The sequence below is a fragment of the Flavobacterium fontis genome (assembly GCF_900129405.1).
GTDB classification, from domain to species: domain Bacteria; phylum Bacteroidota; class Bacteroidia; order Flavobacteriales; family Flavobacteriaceae; genus Flavobacterium; species Flavobacterium fontis.
Genome location: NZ_FQVQ01000013.1, coordinates 74,189 through 91,471 on the forward strand (window position 1 = coordinate 74,189; position 17,283 = coordinate 91,471).

At 41.3% G+C, this 17,283-nt stretch carries 18 protein-coding genes and 4 tRNA genes; 21 read left to right on the plus strand and 1 reads right to left on the minus strand.

Features of this window, described 5'->3' with window-relative positions; all coding sequences use genetic code 11:
- The first annotated feature begins 7 nt into the window (after positions 1-7).
- The 3 genes from BUC17_RS10805 (at position 8) to BUC17_RS10815 (ending at position 5,418) form a co-directional block, all read left to right on the plus strand.
- Positions 8-1,864, plus strand: a complete 1,857-nt coding sequence (locus tag BUC17_RS10805) for a S8 family serine peptidase (protein ID WP_073364234.1) — start codon at positions 8-10, stop codon at positions 1,862-1,864.
- 113 nt (positions 1,865-1,977) lie between these two features.
- Positions 1,978-3,915: a putative porin gene (locus tag BUC17_RS10810; RefSeq protein WP_073364306.1), complete on the plus strand. Its 1,938-nt coding sequence runs from the start codon at positions 1,978-1,980 to the stop codon at positions 3,913-3,915.
- Positions 3,916-4,056: 141 nt separating this feature from the next.
- Complete coding sequence (locus BUC17_RS10815) at positions 4,057-5,418, plus strand: pyridoxal-phosphate dependent enzyme (protein WP_073364237.1); 1,362 nt, start codon at positions 4,057-4,059, stop codon at positions 5,416-5,418.
- Between the two features lie 32 nt (positions 5,419-5,450).
- Here BUC17_RS10815 and BUC17_RS10820 read toward each other — a convergent pair whose 3' ends face one another.
- On the minus strand, positions 5,451-7,103 hold the full coding sequence (locus tag BUC17_RS10820; RefSeq protein WP_073364239.1) for a GLPGLI family protein: 1,653 nt from the start codon (positions 7,101-7,103) through the stop codon (positions 5,451-5,453).
- A gap of 92 nt (positions 7,104-7,195) precedes the next feature.
- On the opposite strand from BUC17_RS10820, the gene BUC17_RS10825 reads away from it, so the two are divergent.
- The 18 genes from BUC17_RS10825 to rplL all read left to right on the plus strand — a co-directional run bounded on the left by BUC17_RS10825 (position 7,196) and on the right by rplL (position 17,247).
- Positions 7,196-8,467: a DUF2851 family protein gene (locus tag BUC17_RS10825; RefSeq protein WP_073364242.1), complete on the plus strand. Its 1,272-nt coding sequence runs from the start codon at positions 7,196-7,198 to the stop codon at positions 8,465-8,467.
- 25 nt (positions 8,468-8,492) lie between these two features.
- On the plus strand, positions 8,493-8,714 hold the full coding sequence (locus BUC17_RS10830; RefSeq protein ID WP_073364244.1) for a PspC domain-containing protein: 222 nt from the start codon (positions 8,493-8,495) through the stop codon (positions 8,712-8,714).
- A gap of 7 nt (positions 8,715-8,721) precedes the next feature.
- On the plus strand, positions 8,722-9,591 hold the full coding sequence (locus tag BUC17_RS10835; protein ID WP_073364247.1) for a ComEA family DNA-binding protein: 870 nt from the start codon (positions 8,722-8,724) through the stop codon (positions 9,589-9,591).
- Between the two features lie 24 nt (positions 9,592-9,615).
- Positions 9,616-10,785: an acyl-CoA dehydrogenase family protein gene (locus tag BUC17_RS10840; protein WP_073364250.1), complete on the plus strand. Its 1,170-nt coding sequence runs from the start codon at positions 9,616-9,618 to the stop codon at positions 10,783-10,785.
- A gap of 215 nt (positions 10,786-11,000) precedes the next feature.
- Positions 11,001-11,195, plus strand: a complete 195-nt coding sequence (gene rpsU / locus BUC17_RS10845; protein ID WP_073364309.1) for a 30S ribosomal protein S21 — start codon at positions 11,001-11,003, stop codon at positions 11,193-11,195.
- A 69-nt stretch (positions 11,196-11,264) separates the two neighbouring features.
- The gene (locus tag BUC17_RS10850) at positions 11,265-12,158 is read left to right on the plus strand and encodes a tyrosine-type recombinase/integrase (protein ID WP_073364252.1); all 894 of its coding nucleotides are present in this window, start codon (positions 11,265-11,267) and stop codon (positions 12,156-12,158) included.
- 28 nt (positions 12,159-12,186) lie between these two features.
- Entirely contained in the window at positions 12,187-12,489 is a 303-nt protein-coding gene (gene hpf, locus BUC17_RS10855) for a ribosome hibernation-promoting factor, HPF/YfiA family (protein ID WP_073364255.1), read from the plus strand.
- 91 nt (positions 12,490-12,580) lie between these two features.
- Positions 12,581-12,654 (plus strand) — tRNA-Thr (locus tag BUC17_RS10860).
- 47 nt (positions 12,655-12,701) lie between these two features.
- Positions 12,702-12,784, plus strand: a tRNA-Tyr gene (locus BUC17_RS10865).
- A gap of 78 nt (positions 12,785-12,862) precedes the next feature.
- Positions 12,863-12,934 (plus strand) — tRNA-Thr (locus BUC17_RS10870).
- Between the two features lie 55 nt (positions 12,935-12,989).
- The gene (tuf, locus tag BUC17_RS10875) at positions 12,990-14,177 is read left to right on the plus strand and encodes an elongation factor Tu (protein ID WP_073364257.1); all 1,188 of its coding nucleotides are present in this window, start codon (positions 12,990-12,992) and stop codon (positions 14,175-14,177) included.
- Between the two features lie 65 nt (positions 14,178-14,242).
- Positions 14,243-14,313 (plus strand) — tRNA-Trp (locus BUC17_RS10880).
- An 18-nt stretch (positions 14,314-14,331) separates the two neighbouring features.
- Positions 14,332-14,526 carry a preprotein translocase subunit SecE gene (gene secE, locus BUC17_RS10885; RefSeq protein WP_073364260.1) on the plus strand — a complete coding sequence of 65 codons (195 nt, stop codon included), beginning with the start codon at positions 14,332-14,334 and terminating at the stop codon, positions 14,524-14,526.
- 14 nt (positions 14,527-14,540) lie between these two features.
- A complete protein-coding gene (gene nusG / locus BUC17_RS10890; RefSeq protein WP_073364262.1) occupies positions 14,541-15,092 on the plus strand; it encodes a transcription termination/antitermination protein NusG in 552 nt (183 codons plus the stop codon).
- Positions 15,093-15,156: 64 nt separating this feature from the next.
- A complete protein-coding gene (gene rplK, locus BUC17_RS10895) occupies positions 15,157-15,600 on the plus strand; it encodes a 50S ribosomal protein L11 (RefSeq protein WP_073364265.1) in 444 nt (147 codons plus the stop codon).
- 6 nt (positions 15,601-15,606) lie between these two features.
- Positions 15,607-16,296, plus strand: a complete 690-nt coding sequence (gene rplA, locus BUC17_RS10900; RefSeq protein ID WP_073364267.1) for a 50S ribosomal protein L1 — start codon at positions 15,607-15,609, stop codon at positions 16,294-16,296.
- Positions 16,297-16,319: 23 nt separating this feature from the next.
- Positions 16,320-16,820, plus strand: a complete 501-nt coding sequence (gene rplJ / locus BUC17_RS10905; RefSeq protein ID WP_073364270.1) for a 50S ribosomal protein L10 — start codon at positions 16,320-16,322, stop codon at positions 16,818-16,820.
- Between the two features lie 55 nt (positions 16,821-16,875).
- Positions 16,876-17,247 (plus strand): 50S ribosomal protein L7/L12, encoded by a 372-nt coding sequence (gene rplL, locus BUC17_RS10910; RefSeq protein WP_073364273.1) that lies wholly within the window; start codon positions 16,876-16,878, stop codon positions 17,245-17,247.
- Positions 17,248-17,283 lie beyond the last annotated feature (36 nt).

A 17,283-nucleotide genomic window follows, 5' to 3' on the forward strand; every position in this document is an offset into this window, starting at 1 on the left:
TAGTTTTATGAAAAGATTGTTACCTTTTTTGCTTGTAGTTGGCTCTGTCTGTGCTCAGTCTATAAATGAACGCGAAAAGATCTTGCAGAAAACAAATGCTACTGCACGCGAAACACTTACACAACAAATAGCCGAAACTCAAAACGCTAATAAGGCAGCCGTTCAAGCGTATTTGCAACAACATCCTGAAACACCCAATCCGCAAAATATTCAGTTTATATTAGACGGAAAACCAATCTATTACGGGGTTGATTTTAATGCTGATTCGGTCGCCTCCTTGCGCGCAAATACCATGTATCCCGGGGGCACATTAGGTTTAAACGTTACGGGCAATGGGATTACTATAGGTATTTGGGACTCAGAGAAAGTTCGCACAACGCACGTGGAACTTGCAGGAAGAGTTGTAAGTTCTGATGCAGCTACGGTTTCCAATACGCATGCCACTCATGTCGCGGGGACTATTTTAGCGAGTGGTGTAAGCGCAACACGCAGAGGATTTGCCTATCAAGCCAATGGACGTACCTACGATTTTGGAAGTGATATCGGTGAAATGAATGGGTTTGCAGGGGAAGGCTTTTTAGTTTCTAACCATTCTTATGGTTTAGTCGCTTCCAATTTAACGAATGCTTTTTTTGGCCAATATACCTCTCAATCGCAAGCCGTTGATGAAGTGATGTACAATTACCCCTATTATCAAGTCGTTAAATCGGCTGGGAATGATCGTGCCACCACCTCTTTATCTCAGGTTCAAAACAAAGCAGGATATGATTTATTAACCGGGATGTCTTGTTCCAAAAATGTTTTAACAATTGCTGCGGTTAATCAAGTTACCTCCTATAGTGGTCCAGAAAGTGTTGTTTATTCAACGTTTACCAACTTTGGTCCTACTGATGATGGGCGTGTAAAACCCGATTTGTCGGCTGTTGGGGTACAAGTGAACTCATCAATAGCTACAACGGATCAAGCTTATGGCCCTTTAAGCGGTACTTCAATGTCGGCTCCGGCTATTACGGGATTAATTGCCTTGTTGCAAAAACATTACAATAATTTATACCCTGAAACCTATATGCTTTCCTCTACCGTACGGGCCTTATTGTGTCAATCAGTTCGTGAAGCTGGAGGGAATCCTGGTCCTGACTATGAATTTGGTTGGGGGCTAGCCGATGGATTTAATGCAGCTCGTGTAATTTCAGGACGAAATAGCTCGTCAATTTTAGATGAATTGACCTTAAATAACGGACAAACTTTCACACGTACGTTTACTATCACACAAACACAAGATTTAAATGTTGTCGTAGGGTGGACAGATCCTGCAGGAGCGATTAATTCTACAACGGTGGCAGATAATCGTTCGCCTCGTTTGGTTAATAATCTTGATTTAAAAGTGATCAAAGATGGTGTAACCTACTATCCGTGGAAACTCAATCCCGATGATGTCTATGCTGGCGCCACCAATGATTCAGACAATAACGTAGATAATCTTGAAAAGGTTGAGATTTTCAACGCAACACCCGGAGTATATACCATTCAAGTAACCCACAAAGGGTCTTTACAAGGGGGCTCACAAGATTTTTCATTGGTGGCCTCTGGGACTTCAGGTTTGAGTTTGTCTAATGCGAATTTCGATAACGACAATACCTTCTTTGTGTATCCAAATCCAGCACAAAATGAAATTCATTTTAATAACCCTAAAGGACTAAATTTGGATGAAGTGTCCATTTATGACATCACGGGTAAATTGGTGCTAAGTTCACAAGGAGTTGTCAACAACACCATGGATGTGTCTCGTTTACAAAGTGGAGTGTATATGGTGAAAATCGCATCTCAAGGAGCAACTTTTGTGCGTAAGTTCACTAAAAATTAATCCTACGAAATAAATTAGAAAAGAACGCCTTCCTCTGAGGGCGTTTTTTTATCGTTTTTCATGTATACGTGCAAACATTCTTTATTTTTGTGGCCTCTTTGAATCCCTTGATTATGCGACTATTATTTTTGGCTGTTTTTATATGTATCACTACGGGTGCTTTTTCCCAACAAATTGGGGATAAGCCTCCTAAGAGTATGATTAAAACCGCCGAAGATAAAGCCAAAGAAGCGGCACGGAAAGCGCCTATTGCATGGTACAAAATTTACTCGGTTGAAAAAGATACCGTAATCGCCGATACTTCGTTGACCTTACAACGTTATTATCAATACAACTACCTGCGCAAAGATCGTTTTGGACATTTGCAGTACCCCAATGAAGGTCAGGTGTTTAATTTGTTGGATTACACTCAGGCAAAATCTTCGGTATTTCCGGCTATGGGGTATCAAGCCAAGCATTATGCTTTTTTAGAAGCCGAAGATATTCGGTATTACCACGTACCCACCCCATATTCTGATATTTATTTTAAGACGGTTATGGAACAAGGTCAAAATGTTGACGCCTTAGTAGCATTGAATACCTCCAAAAATTTCAATATTTCAATTGCATTCAAAGGGTTACGGTCACTCGGACGCTACACCAATCAACTGGCAAGTACGGGTAATTTTAGGTTGACGTCATCCTATAAAACGACCTCAGGCCGTTATGCGATTAATTTTCATTACACGGGTCAAGATTTTTTGAATGGTGAAAACGGAGGTTTAGCTAATCCAGCCGAGTTTGAAAGCGGTGAAGCAATCTTTAACAATCGGGCGCGATTGCAAGTGATGCTTACCGATGCTCAGTCGGTTTTGAAAAGCAAACGTTTCTTTTTTGATCACGCTTTTCGAGTCAATCCCAACGACAGCCAAAATAATTTATCGGTATTTCATCGATTCAATTACGAGCATAAGTTTTATGAGTTTAACCAAAAAACATTGGCCACTACTGTAGAAGGAGTAACCTTTAACCGTTTTGGCGATGCCGTTGTCAATGCCAATATCAATGATCACACGAATTACGACAAATTCTATAATCGCGCGGGAATCGCTTATGAAAATAAATCCCTAGGAACAGTTCGCTTTTATATCGAACATTTCTTCAACCGTTTTGGTTTTCAATCAGAACGTACCGTAAATACGTTAGTTATTCCCCGTAAGCGGGATGTAAATGTAGCTACCCTAGGTGGGGTTTACGAATACCGCAAAGGCAATTGGCGTGGAACGGCTACTTTAGCCAATGCGCTTGGAACAGAAACTGTGCGCTACGCCGAAGCGAAAGCAGCGTACACTTTTAATGCGCGTACGCATGTTAACTTTCAATACACCAATCAAAGTAAATTGCCCAACAATAACTTCTTATTGCATCAAAGTAGTTACGAGGCGTATAATTGGGTGAATAATTTTAGAAATGAAAAGTACAATGCTTTCCAATTTGAAGCGCAAACTCCTTGGCTCAATGCATCGGTGCAATGGTCTAATAGTACCGACAAATTATTTTTTACCGATGTTCAAAATGTTGCCAATCAACAGTTGGTTACCCCACAACAATTTTCGGGGAGTATCAATTATCTTGCAGTAAAAGTGGCGCGTGAGTTTCGTTACAAACGTTTCGGTCTCGACGCTACCGTTTTGTATCAAAATGTAACCCAAAGCCAAGCTATCCTTAACCTTCCTGAATTCACTGCTCGCGGAAGCCTCTATTACCAAGACCATTGGTTCAAAAAAGCGATGTTTATCCAAACCGGAGCTACCGTCAATTATTTTACTTCGTACTTTGCCGACGATTACAATCCTGTACTCGGAGAGTTTTTTGTGCAAACGCAAAAGAAAATAGGAGATTTTCCCGTTGTCGATGTTTTTTTTAATGCTCGAGTCCGTCAAACGCGTATTTTCTTGATTGCTGAACATGTTAACGGTCTTCTCCGAAACAATGATTTTTACGCCTCGCCCAGCATGCCTTATCGCGATTTTATCATTCGATTTGGGTTGGTTTGGAACTTTTTCCAGTAGCCATAGCTTTTGCCGTTCGTTTGCTCAAGTCCAATCCTTTATTGTTGACAAAAAAGATAGTGGCCCAAAGAATCATAATGGCAATTTAATGCCGTATTTGGGGTAAAAAAAGTATCTTTGTGCCCTAAATTTTCCATAATAATGAATTATTCTGAAAATATATTGGGAACCATTGGAAATACACCATTGGTTAAATTGAATAAAGTGGTTGAGGGCATTGATGCCTTGGTGTTGGCCAAAGTGGAAACATTCAATCCCGGAAATTCTGTCAAAGACCGTATGGCACTCAAAATGGTTGAAGATGCAGAAGCCGATGGACGATTGAAACCCGGCGGGACCATTATTGAAGGAACTTCGGGGAACACAGGTATGGGTCTTGCTTTGGCAGCCATTGTCAAAGGATATAAACTTATTTGTGTGATCACGGATAAACAATCAAAAGAAAAAATGGATATACTTCGCGCAGTGGGTGCCAAAGTAGTTGTTTGTCCTACCGATGTTGAACCCGATGATCCTCGTTCCTATTACTCGGTTTCCCGTCGATTGGCGGAAGAAACGCCCAATGCGTGGTATGTAAATCAATATGATAATCCAAGCAATGCCCAAGCTCATTATGAGCAAACGGGTCCCGAAATTTGGGCGCAAACCGAAGGGAAAGTAACCCATTTTGTGGTTGGTGTTGGTACTGGGGGAACCATCTCAGGGGTAGCGAAGTATTTGAAAGAACAAAATCCCAACGTTAAGGTTTGGGGTATTGACACTTATGGTTCTGTTTTTAAAAAATACCATGAGACAGGAATTTTTGATGAAAACGAGATTTATCCCTACATCACAGAAGGGATCGGGGAAGATATTTTACCCAAGAACGTTGATTTTAGTTTGATTGACGGATTTACCAAAGTAACCGACAAAGATGCGGCCGTTTATACTCGAAAAATTGCTTTGGAAGAGGGAATCTTTGTGGGGAATTCTGCTGGTTCTTGCATCAAAGGATTGCACCAATTGAAAGAACATTTCAAACCCGAAGATGTTGTGGTCGTGTTATTTCACGATTCAGGCAGTCGGTATGTCGGAAAAATGTTCAACGACGATTGGATGCGAGAGCGCGGTTTCTTGGAAGAAGAAGTAACCAAAGCTGAAGACGTCATTAAGGATCATTTGGATAAACCATTGGTTACCGTGCGCACCGAAGAATTGGTGTCACACGCTATTGATCGCATGCGCAAATACAAAATCTCACAAATTCCTGTTGTAGATATACACGGTTTTGTGGGCTCGGTTGATGAAACCGATTTGTTCCGAAGCTATGTGGCCGATAAAGAGGTAGCGCAAAAACCGGTTCGTGAAGTGATGGGGCAACCTTATCCTATTGTAAAAGCGACGACTCCTATTGAAGAGGTGTCAAAATTGTTTACCAAAGATAACCAAGCTGTTTTGGTTGATCTTGGGAATCAAAAACATCATATTATTACCAAGTACGATATTATTGGTTCGATCAAATAAACCAAAGGGCTGTCGATTAAGACAGCCCTTTTTTAATGACCTAATAGCACTCCCGAAACATTCCATGCGCTAAAACTGCTTCCTTCAGGAGCGCCCTGTGGGATTTTCACCTGAAGCGTATGAGTGCCCGCTTTCAAATCGCCCAAGTCAACATAATAGGGGTAGGTAACCATACCAGGACACCAATTGGATCGACTATAGTCGGAGGAAGATAATCCATTTGGGAAGTTGCCTGAGGCAGGATTAAACAAACGGTACGACCCGCAATCCTCACGCCAGGGGACGATACTAAATATTTCTTTTCCGTCCAATAGAAGAGTGTTTTTCTTGGGGACAAATTCGTCGCCGTTTTCCCACCCGCCATGACCTGTCGTAAGGTAACGTAAACGCGCGCCACGGACGTCTTGTGTCAAAGTAAAGGTAACTTCAAGTCCTTTTTCATGGTTAAACATCGTCCCATATTCTTGCCCAGCCATTTCCATCACATTCACCGTGTTAAAAAGGGGCATGACCAATGGCGATGCTGCACTACTTTGCTCTTCGGGATGAAGGGTAATGTTCATCGAAATGCGATGTCCGCCTTTGTCATAATTTCCTATAAATACGCCGAGGTAGACTTCTTTTCCTGAAAAGGCCGCGGCAAGTTCACTAATATCTTGTCGATAGGGTACTTGCGTATACCATGTCTTGTCCTTGAGGCTGATGTGATTGAAATGGGAAATACCAAAGGGGGTAAAAAAGCGCATTAACTCTACCAAAGGGCTGTAGGAATTGGTAGCCACAACACCCTGGTATTTCTTTCCGTTGCCATTTTCGTAAAGGGGTAATGCATTGGCTCCTTGGGTGAGGCCGTTCCAGAAAGTGTTGGCCTTATCGGTTGGAATTAAAAAGACAGAGCCAGTGCGGTCATAAGCATCCCCATTGGATTGCTCGATTAGATCAATAAAAACTTTACTGCCCGGTGTAATCACGGGGAAGGTTATTTTTCGAACGGCGATCGTACCATTTGCAAATCGAAGGATACTGTCGTTGGATTTGGCTTGGTCGGAGAAATTAATGATTTCTTTCTCAAAAACGGGAAGGGTAATAAAGCGACTTTTCCAAACCAAATCGCGATAGGAAAGTAAATCGACGCCATTTTTAGTGTCGGGAAGCACAACAGCAGTTTTTTGTTTTTCTTTTTCAACGGATAGCGCAGTAGTTACAAAATTTCCGTTGCGCACAATTTCAAGCACCATCCCGAGGTTTTGCCCCAAGACCGTCGGTGAGCCTTTAACCCCCAACGCATCGGTATACCAAAGTTCTAAGGTATTTGAGTTGATACTTGTCACGGCCTTTTTACATACATAGCCAAGAATGGTTTTGGTTTCCGAGGTGAATTCAAATTGTTGTTTCTCAAGACTCACACTGTCAACACTAACGACAAATCGTTGCGCATTCAATTGTGCTTTTTGAACCAACGCATTTCGTTTTCGGTCGACAAAAGTTTCCTCTCTCGGGAAACTGGCTTTTTGTTGTAACATTTGCACCGAACTGATTAAGGTCAAATGTGGTGTTGCCAACACGACCACAGGATCTTGATTGGGGATAATGGTTCCGTTGGATGATTTTTGATATGTGATTCGAAACGATTGAGCGGAAAGACATTGCAACGAAAGCAGTCCGATTAGCATCCATTTTTTCATACCTCTGATTTTTACAAAGATAAAAATTAGTCTTCGAATTGAATTTTTTTTATCTTCGTAGTATCTCCACCAAACCGAATTGTATAGGCCTTATGAAAGAAGATTTTCTACACTATGTGTGGCGTTTTACTTGTTTTGACGTTACCCAATTACAAACTACGACCGGCGAACCCATTATTCTCCATCGCACTGGTGATTACCTCCAAACGGAAGGACCTGATTTTTTTAATGCACAGCTGCAAATTGGTGCCCAAAAGTGGGTCGGGAATGTAGAGATTCATCTCCGTTCCTCCGATTGGTATGCCCATCATCACGAACGCGATTCCCGCTACGATAATGTTATTTTACATGTTGTGTGGGAACATGATGCGCCTGTGTTTCGAAAAGACAATAGCGAACTCCCAGTTTTGGAGTTAAAAAGTCGTGTTGCTCCTGATTTGATCCACGATTACGAGAAACTGATGCTGAGAAAAGAAGGATTGTATTGTTCGCATTCGGTAGGCCAACTTCCGCAGCAACTGATTGTCCTTTGGCTTGAGAAATTATACATCGCGCGACTTCAACAAAAAGCAACGGGCATCTTGGATTTACTCCAAGTCTATCAAAACGATTGGGAAGCAGTTTTATTTGTTGTATTGGCCAAAAACTTTGGTCTCAATTCCAATGGAGAAGCCTTTGCAATGCTAGCACAATCGATTTCATTTTCCATTTTCCGAAAGGAAATATTGGAAGTACATTTGGTAGAAGCCCTTTTGTTGGGACAAGCGGGATTGATTCCAGCGCACCCTTTGGATACCTATACTGTCGAGTTGCAATCCTGGTATGATTATTTAAAAGTGAAATACCACTTAGAACCACCCGAAGTTTCCCTTCGTTTTTTCAAATTACGACCGGATAATTTTCCAACGATACGACTAGCCCAACTAGCCATGCTGTACCACCAACGCAAACAGCTTTTTCAATCGGTATGGGAGACCCGATCGATTCATGAGTTTTATGCTTTGTTTGGGGTTTCCACGAGTCCGTATTGGGAAACGCATTATCAATTGGATAAATCTTCGAGAAAACGCAGTAAACGGGTATCGGAGGCGTTTATTCAGCTTTTAATTATCAATGCGCTCGTTCCCATTCGGTTTGCTTATGCCCAACATTTGGGGCGCCTCGATGCAGATGCGCAAATGGGTTTGCTCCACTTGATTCCTCCCGAGCAAAATGCCATTGTTCAAAAGTTTAAGCATTGGGGGATTTCCGCACACGATGCCCTTCAATCGCAAGCCATATTGCAATTGAAGCAACAGTATTGCGACCGAAAACAATGTTTGAATTGCGCCATTGGCGTGGAGTTGTTAAAAAGAAAATCGTAACTTTAAAACCTGAAAATTGAGGAGTATGATCACCGAATTACGTCATTTTTTTGAACGACACGGATTTTATGTTTGCTCGCGTTTGGCCGATAAGTTGGGGATGCGTGCCACGAATGTTCGTTTGTTTTTCATATACATATCGTTTGTCACAGCAGGCTTGGGATTTGGGTTGTACCTAACCATGGCTTTTGTCATTCGGTTAAAAGACTTGATTCGGGGAAAACGATCCTCTGTTTTCGATCTCTGAAACAATCATGAAATTAGTATATATACGCCCATTCATTCATTTTACAAAAAGTCAACGCCTCGGATTATTTTCACTCATCAGCTTTATCTTAGTCTTGCAGGCTATTCTTTGGTATCAACCGTTATGGTATACTCCTGAACCCCTGCCCAAGGAGGCGCAAATTTGGTTGCAAGATACCTCAAGCGAGTCGCTTGTGCCACCCTATAAATCCTATCCGATTAAGCCCTTCAATCCCAATTTCATCACCGAATACAAAGCCTTTCGGTGGGGAATGAGTGCTGCGTCGTACCAACGTTTGCAAGCCTTTCGGACTCAAGGAAAGTTTGTTAACACGGTACGGGAATTTCAAGAAATCACGAAGGTTCCTGATTCTGTTCTGGAAAAAATGGCGCCTTATTTTAAGTTTCCGGCTTGGGTTAGTACTTATAAGAAGGGGAATTCGAAGCCTTTTCCATTTGCGCAAGAGCCCCCCAAAAAGATTGTGAAAAAAGACATTAATTCGGCAACAGCCGACGATTTGATTCTCGTTCGCGGTATTGGACCTGTCTTGTCAGAACGTATTTTAAAGTATCGCGCGGCATTGGGTGCCTTTGTAGCGATGTCGCAATTGCAGGAAGTTTATGGTTTAAAAGAGGAAGTTTTTGATACATTGCTAGAGCATTTTGCGGTCGTTCAGCCTCCTGTTTTGGAGAAAATTAAAATTAACGAGGCGACAATCAAGGAGTTAGGGGTATTTCCCTATTTTCGGTATCCCGTTTCGCGCCATATTGTTGCCTATCGCAGTATGAACGGTCCGATTCGTTTTGAGGATTTAACAAATGTAAAGGGGATAAGTGTCGAAAAAATAAAAATTATTGCCTTATATTTGGAATTCTAAAAAAAAGACTAAAAAAAGACCTCTATGAGTTCAATCTACTTTACGGAAGAGCACGAATTGTTTCGTGCGAGTTTTAAGGATTTTTTGCACAAAGAAGTAGTGCCACATATTGAGAAATGGGAAAAGACGGGAACCATTGAACGGTTTATCTGGAAGAAGTTCGGCGAAATGGGTTTTTTCGGATTGTCTTATCCTGAGGCGTATGGAGGGATGAATTTGGATTTGTTCTACACGGTGGTTTTTTTGGAAGAATTGCAAAAGATACATTCTTCAGGATTTGCGGCGGCCATGTGGGCCCATGCATATTTGGCGATGACCCATTTGAATGCAGAGGGAAGTGAGCGCATTAAACAAGACTATTTGGCCCCGAGTATAGCGGGTGAAAAAATTGGAGCGTTGTGTATTACCGAGCCTTTTGGAGGAAGTGATGTAGCAGGTATGAAAACCACAGCCGTTAAACAAGGCGATACCTATGTCATTAACGGTTCAAAAACCTTTATTACCAATGGGGTGTATGCCGACTATTATGTAGTAGCGGCCAAAACGAGTCCCGAGAAAGGGAATAAAGGGATCAGTATTTTCTTGATGGATACGAATACTCCCGGCGTTTCGGCAACCAAATTGGATAAATTGGGCTGGCGCGCCTCCGATACGGCTGAAATTGCTTTTGACAATGTAGTGATACCTGCAACGAATTTGATGGGAGAGGAAGGCAAAGGTTTTCCGTATATCATGCAGCATTTTGCATTGGAGCGCTTGATTATGGCGATTAACGCTCATGCGCGTGCCGAATATGCCTTGGATTACACCATTGATTATATGTCGAAGCGAGAAGCTTTTGGCACCACGATAAATAAATTCCAAGCCCTACGTCATACCTTGGTCAATCATGCGACCGATGTTGAGCATTGTAAGATTTTTAATTATGCTGCTACAGCGCGTTTGAATCAAGGCGAATATGTGGTTAAAGAAGCTACCATGGCCAAATTGAAATCGACTAAAGTGGCTGACGAAACGATCTACAGTTGTCTGCAAATGTTGGGAGGGTATGGTTATATGGAAGAATATCCGTTGGCTCGTTTGTTGCGGGACAGCCGTTTGGGTCCGATTGGTGGAGGAACATCTGAAATTTTACGTGAGATTTTATCCAAGATGATTATCGATCAAAAAGACTATCAACCGGCGGTAAAATAATACTCATAGCAGCAGGAATCGCGTGAGGGGTGGAAGTGGAAAGCCCGGCTGCGGAGCAACGGACTTGAAGCGGACGACCCGACCCCGACGTGGGTGAGATAGGAGCAGTGCTTTTGTTTCGGGGGCACGCCAAAAAAATATTTTAAAATTTATAATTTTTAATTCAAAATTAATTTTACCTTTGCGCCCACTAAATGAAGGGAGGTGTCCTGCTTATGTTAATTATACCTATTAAAGACGGAGAAAACATTGATAGAGCTTTAAAGCGCTACAAGAGAAAATTTGATAAAACTGGAACGGTTCGTCAGTTACGCGCACGTCAAGCGTTTACGAAGCCTTCTGTAGTGCGTCGTGCACAAATCCAGAAAGCTCAGTATATCCAAGGATTGCGTGATGCGATGGAAGGATAGGACTTAGTTTCATCTCAAAATACAACTGCTGTAAGGAAGTTTTCATAACTTTGTTACAGCAGTTTTTTTATGGCCTATTTGCAAGCATTTCAGGAGTATTTGGCGTTGGAGAAAAAGTATTCTCCACATACGGTTTTGGCGTACCACAAGGATTTGCTTTTTTTTCAGGAGTTTTTAATCTCGGTGTATGAAGTGGAGGCTTTGGAGGCGGCGCATTATCCGATGATTCGGAGTTGGATTGTTTCGATGGTCGATGCGGGGATGAGTACGACTTCGGTAAACCGTAAAGTATCTTCTCTAAAAGCGTTTTATAAATTTTTAATGAAAATGGGGGTGTTGCCAAGTAGTCCGTTGGCCCAACATAAGGCGCTCAAAACACCCAAGAAAGTGCAGGTGCCTTTTTCGGAAGTGGAGTTGGACAACGTATTGAATACCCTTGAATATCCCGAAGGTTTTGAGGGGGTTCGTGACAAGTTGATAATTGATTTGTTTTATACTACGGGAATTCGTCGGGCGGAGTTGATTGGGTTGCGTATGCATCAAGTAGATCTTGCGGGAGGAATGCTTAAGGTGTTGGGGAAACGCAACAAAGAGCGGATTGTGCCCTTATTGCCTGTAGTGGTGAAACAAATGGAGTTGTATGTAAAGGAACGCGCTGGAATTGAAAACCCTATCGATGCGGACTACTTTTTTTTGATGTTAAAAGGCGTTAAATTAAACGAATCGTTTGTGTATCGGTTGATAAATTCGTACTTTAGTAATGTTTCCGAGAAGGTAAAAAAGAGTCCTCACGTGCTTCGGCATACGTTTGCGACGCATTTACTGAATCAGGGAGCAGACATAAATTCAGTAAAAGAGCTGTTAGGGCATTCCAGTTTGGCGTCGACTCAAGTGTATACGCACAGCAGTTTGGCAGAGTTACAGCACGTTCATCGAGCGGCGCATCCACGGAATCGAAAATAGCGCAACGTTTAATTTAAAATTTTGAAGTATGAAGGTAAATGTTAATGCTGTGAATTTTTCAGTAGACCGAAAGTTAGTTGATTTCATTCAGGTTCGTTTGGATAAATTGGAAAAGTATTTTGATAAAATTGTGAGTTCGGATGTTTTTTTGAAGGTTGATAATACCAGTGAAAAGGAGAACAAGATTGTGGAGGTAAAAATTCACGTTCCCGGAGATGATTTTTTGGTCAAAAAACAATGCAAAACATTTGAGGAAGCGGTAGAGTTGGCAGCCGAATCTTTGGAGCGTTTGTTGGTAAAACGCAAGGAGAAAATTCGTTCCCATATTTGATTAAATTTTTTTCAAAAAAATATTTTGATAGAAAAATAAATTGCCTACATTTGCAGTCCGTTAGAAATAGCGGACTTTTTTATTGCATATTGCCGGTGTAGCTCAGCTGGCTAGAGCAGCTGATTTGTAATCAGCAGGTCGTGGGTTCGAGTCCCTCCATCGGCTCTTTGAAATATTGAATGTATTGTTTTGGTAGTACCGAAACATGGCTAGGGGAGATACTCAAGCGGCCAACGAGGGCAGACTGTAAATCTGCTGGTTTTCACCTTCGCAGGTTCGAATCCTGCTCTCCCCACAATTAAAAGTTTAATCGTTTCAAGTTTTAAGTGGTTTTCAAGCCTGAAACTTCAAACCTGAAACAGAAAACTTTACCGCCGGTGTAGCTCAGGGGTAGAGTGCTTCCTTGGTAAGGAAGAGGTCACGGGTTCAAATCCCGTCATTGGCTCAAAATTGAATATTTGAACACTAATAAATATAACTAAGTTTAAAAATTAATTAAAATGGCAAAAGAAAATTTTAGTCGTACCAAGCCACACCTTAATATTGGTACGATTGGTCACGTTGACCACGGTAAAACTACATTGACTGCTGCAATCACTAAAGTATTAGCAGATGCTGGTTACTGTCAAGCAAAATCTTTCGACCAGATTGACAATGCTCCAGAGGAAAAAGAAAGAGGTATTACAATCAACACTTCTCACGTAGAATATGAAACTGCTAACCGTCACTACGCTCACGTTGACTGTCCAGGTCACGCGGATTACGTAAAGAACATGGTTACAGGTGCTGCTCAGATGGACGGTGCAATCTTGGTTGTAGCTGCTACAGACGGACCTATGCCACAAACTCGTGAGCACATCCTTTTAGGACGTCAGGTAGGTATTCCAAGAATCGTTGTTTTCATGAACAAAGTGGACATGGTTGATGATGCGGAATTGTTAGAATTGGTTGAAATGGAAATCCGTGACTTATTGTCTTTCTACGAATATGATGGAGACAATGGTCCTGTAGTTCAAGGTTCTGCTTTAGGTGGATTGAACGGAGATCCAAACTGGGTTCCAAAAATCCTTGAATTGATGGAAGCGGTTGACTCTTGGATTGAAGAGCCAGTTCGTGACAACGCTAAGCCTTTCTTGATGCCTGTAGAGGACGTATTTACGATTACTGGTCGTGGTACTGTTGCTACTGGACGTATCGAAACAGGTGTTGCTAACACAGGTGATCCAGTTGAAATCATTGGTATGGGTGCTGACAAATTGACTTCTACAATTACAGGGGTTGAGATGTTCCGTAAAATCCTTGACCGTGGTGAGGCTGGAGATAACGTAGGTTTGTTGTTACGTGGTATTGACAAAGCGGATATCCGTCGTGGTATGGTTATTTGTAAGCCAGGTTCAGTGAAACCACACGCTAAATTCAAAGCTGAGGTGTATATCTTGAAAAAAGAAGAAGGTGGACGTCACACTCCATTCCACAATAACTACCGTCCTCAGTTCTATGTACGTACAACTGACGTAACAGGTACTATTTCTTTACCTGCTGGTGTAGAGATGGTAATGCCTGGGGATAACTTAACAATCACTGTTGATTTGTTGAGCCCAATCGCTCTTAACGTAGGTTTACGTTTCGCTATCCGTGAGGGTGGTCGTACAGTAGGAGCAGGTCAGGTTACTGAAATCTTAGACTAATTCTAACGAATTAAAGGATATAGCCAGCAGAGTGTCTACGGATTACTCTGCTGGTTTTTAATGAAACGGGTGTAGTTCAAGGGTAGAATAGCGGTCTCCAAAACCGTTGATGGGGGTTCGAATCCCTCCACCCGTGCAAATAAGAAATAATACGATGAAAGTATTTCAATATTTTTCGGAGTCTTTTGAGGAATTGAAAACCAATGTGACTTGGCCAGAATGGGCAGAGGTACAAAAGTTCACAGTTATCGTGGCCTTGTTCTCTGTGATTTTTGCTTTGGCTACTTGGGGTGTGGACGAATTATGTTCTCGCGCCATTACTGGTTTTTTCAATTTAATTAAAGGATAATACACGTTAGTAAAATGGCTGATACGAGTGTGAAAAAATGGTATGTAGTACGTGCTGTAAGCGGGCAGGAAAATAAAGTTAAAAACTATATTGAGACTGAAATTAACCGTTTGGGCATGGCAGATTATATTTCCCAGGTTTTGGTACCTACTGAAAAGGTGGTTCAAATTCGTGATGGGAAAAAGATATCTAAAGACCGTGTTTATTTTCCAGGATACGTGATGATCGAAGCCAATTTAACGGGTGAAATTCCACACATCATCAAATCGATTACTGGTGTCATTGGTTTCTTGGGAGAAGTTAAAGGAGGTGATCCTGTGCCACTTCGTCAATCAGAAGTTAACCGCATGCTTGGTAAAGTAGATGAATTGGCAATCAATGTGGATACCCAATCGATTCCTTACAAAACAGGAGAGACTGTAAAAGTAGTCGATGGTCCTTTCAATGGGTTCAATGGTACCATTGAGAAGATCAATGAAGAAAAGCGTAAACTTGAAGTAATGGTGAAAATTTTCGGAAGAAAGACACCGTTGGAATTGAGTTTTATGCAAGTTGAAAAAGTATAATCACAATTAATTATAATCCTACATCTACGCTTCCAACTGTTAGATGTGCTAAATTTTGTAAAAAATGGCAAAAGAAATTAGTAAAGTAGTTAAACTACAAGTTAAGGGAGGTGCTGCGAATCCTTCGCCACCGGTTGGACCTGCTTTGGGAGCTGCTGGGGTTAACATCATGGAGTTTTGTAAGCAGTTTAATGCGCGAACTCAAGATCAACCCGGCAAAGTATTACCTGTACAAATTACAGTGTACAAAGACAAATCGTTTGATTTTGTCGTCAAAACTCCTCCAGCTGCGGTGCAATTAATGGATGCTGCTAAAATCAAATCGGGTTCAGGGCAACCTAACCGTAAGAAAGTAGCCAATGTCTCTTGGGATCAAATCAAAACGATCGCTGAAGACAAAATGCCTGATTTAAATTCGTTCACGATTGAATCAGCTATGAGTATGATTGCCGGTACTGCTCGTTCTATGGGTATTACCGTAACCGGGGATTCTCCGCTAAAAAAATAATGAGTTATGGCAAAATTGACGAAAAAACAAAAAGAAGCTGCCTCTAAAATCGAGAAGAATAAATTGTATTCTTTGAAAGATGCTTCTGCTTTATTAAAGCAGGTTTCTTATGCAAAATTTGATGAGTCGGTAGATATTGCTGTTCGTTTGGGCGTTGATCCTCGAAAAGCAAATCAAATGGTTCGTGGCGTAGTTACTCTACCTCACGGAACGGGTAAAGATGTACGTGTGTTGGCTTTGGTTACTCCAGATAAAGAGGCAGAAGCAAAAGCAGCAGGTGCTGATTACGTAGGTTTAGACGAATTCCTTCAAAAAATTAAAGATGGTTGGACTGATGTTGATGTAATCATCACTATGCCAGCGGTTATGGGTAAATTAGGTCCATTAGGTCGTATTTTAGGACCTCGTGGTTTGATGCCTAACCCTAAAACAGGTACAGTAACTATGGAAGTAGGGAAAGCTGTACAAGAAGTGAAAGCGGGTAAAATCGACTTTAAAGTGGACAAAACAGGTATCGTACACGCGGGTATCGGAAAAGTATCTTTCGATGCTGACAAGATTGTCGATAACGCTCACGAAATTATTCAAACATTAATCAAATTAAAACCAACTGCAGCTAAAGGTACTTACATCAAGTCTATCCACTTGTCAAGTACAATGAGTCCTGCTATTGCTTTAGATCCTAAAGCAGTGTAATTGGGTAGTTAAAAAGTTTTATTATGACTAGAGAAGAAAAATCAATCGCGATAAAAGACTTAACTGCAAAATTAGCAGAGGCGAATATCCTTTACATTGCAGATACGTCAGGTTTAGATGCTGAAACAACATCTAACTTACGCAGAGCTTGTTTTAAAGCAGGAATCAAATTAGAAGTGGTAAAAAACACCTTGTTGGAGAAAGCGATGGAAGCTTCAGAAAACGAGTACGGTGAATTGCCAACTATCCTTAAAGGAAACTCTTCTATCTTGATTGCTTCTGTGGCAAATCAACCTGCGAAAATCATCAAAGATTTCCGTAAGAAGTCGGATAAGCCTCTTTTAAAAGGTGCTTACATCAACCAAGAAATCTACATCGGTGATAACCAGTTGGATTCATTAGCAGCGTTAAAATCGAAAGAAGAAGTTATTGGAGAAATCATCGGATTACTTCAATCTCCTGCAAAACGCGTACTTTCTGCTTTGTTGAACAATGCAGAGCAAAAAGGCGAAGCTGCAGAATAATTGAACGCACTTAATAAATAAAATAAATTTAAAAACATTTTAAACGATAGAAAAAATGGCAGATTTGAAACAATTCGCAGAACAATTAGTTAACTTGACTGTTAAAGAAGTTAACGATTTAGCTACAATCTTAAAAGAGGAGTACGGTATCGAGCCTGCTGCTGCTGCAGTAGTCGTTGCTGCTGGTGGAGGTGATGCTGGTGCTGCTGAAGAGCAAACAGAATTCACTGTAGTATTGAAAGATGCTGGTGCTTCTAAATTAGCGGTAGTTAAAGCAGTTAAAGAATTAACTGGATTGGGTCTTAAAGAAGCGAAAGATATCGTAGACGGAGCTCCATCTAACATTAAAGAAGCGGTTTCTAAAGCAGAAGCTGAAGGCTTGAAAAAAGCTTTAGAAGAAGCTGGAGCTGTAGTTGAATTGAAATAATTCTTTTACGGTTTAAGAATTAGGTTTAGGTCCTGA

Excerpts from the sequence above, each read along its gene's own strand:
- BUC17_RS10805 (WP_073364234.1), top strand. The coding sequence starts at position 8 with ATGAAAAGATTGTTACCTTTTTTGCTTGTAGTTGGCTCTGTCTGTGCT.
- BUC17_RS10810 (WP_073364306.1), top strand. The coding sequence starts at position 1,978 with ATGCGACTATTATTTTTGGCTGTTTTTATATGTATCACTACGGGTGCT.
- BUC17_RS10815 (WP_073364237.1), top strand. The coding sequence starts at position 4,057 with ATGAATTATTCTGAAAATATATTGGGAACCATTGGAAATACACCATTG.
- BUC17_RS10820 (WP_073364239.1), bottom strand. The coding sequence starts at position 7,103 with ATGAAAAAATGGATGCTAATCGGACTGCTTTCGTTGCAATGTCTTTCC.
- BUC17_RS10825 (WP_073364242.1), top strand. The coding sequence starts at position 7,196 with ATGAAAGAAGATTTTCTACACTATGTGTGGCGTTTTACTTGTTTTGAC.
- BUC17_RS10830 (WP_073364244.1), top strand. The coding sequence starts at position 8,493 with ATGATCACCGAATTACGTCATTTTTTTGAACGACACGGATTTTATGTT.
- BUC17_RS10835 (WP_073364247.1), top strand. The coding sequence starts at position 8,722 with ATGAAATTAGTATATATACGCCCATTCATTCATTTTACAAAAAGTCAA.
- BUC17_RS10840 (WP_073364250.1), top strand. The coding sequence starts at position 9,616 with ATGAGTTCAATCTACTTTACGGAAGAGCACGAATTGTTTCGTGCGAGT.
- rpsU (WP_073364309.1), top strand. The coding sequence starts at position 11,001 with ATGTTAATTATACCTATTAAAGACGGAGAAAACATTGATAGAGCTTTA.
- BUC17_RS10850 (WP_073364252.1), top strand. The coding sequence starts at position 11,265 with ATGGCCTATTTGCAAGCATTTCAGGAGTATTTGGCGTTGGAGAAAAAG.
- hpf (WP_073364255.1), top strand. The coding sequence starts at position 12,187 with ATGAAGGTAAATGTTAATGCTGTGAATTTTTCAGTAGACCGAAAGTTA.
- tuf (WP_073364257.1), top strand. The coding sequence starts at position 12,990 with ATGGCAAAAGAAAATTTTAGTCGTACCAAGCCACACCTTAATATTGGT.
- secE (WP_073364260.1), top strand. The coding sequence starts at position 14,332 with ATGAAAGTATTTCAATATTTTTCGGAGTCTTTTGAGGAATTGAAAACC.
- nusG (WP_073364262.1), top strand. The coding sequence starts at position 14,541 with ATGGCTGATACGAGTGTGAAAAAATGGTATGTAGTACGTGCTGTAAGC.
- rplK (WP_073364265.1), top strand. The coding sequence starts at position 15,157 with ATGGCAAAAGAAATTAGTAAAGTAGTTAAACTACAAGTTAAGGGAGGT.
- rplA (WP_073364267.1), top strand. The coding sequence starts at position 15,607 with ATGGCAAAATTGACGAAAAAACAAAAAGAAGCTGCCTCTAAAATCGAG.
- rplJ (WP_073364270.1), top strand. The coding sequence starts at position 16,320 with ATGACTAGAGAAGAAAAATCAATCGCGATAAAAGACTTAACTGCAAAA.
- rplL (WP_073364273.1), top strand. The coding sequence starts at position 16,876 with ATGGCAGATTTGAAACAATTCGCAGAACAATTAGTTAACTTGACTGTT.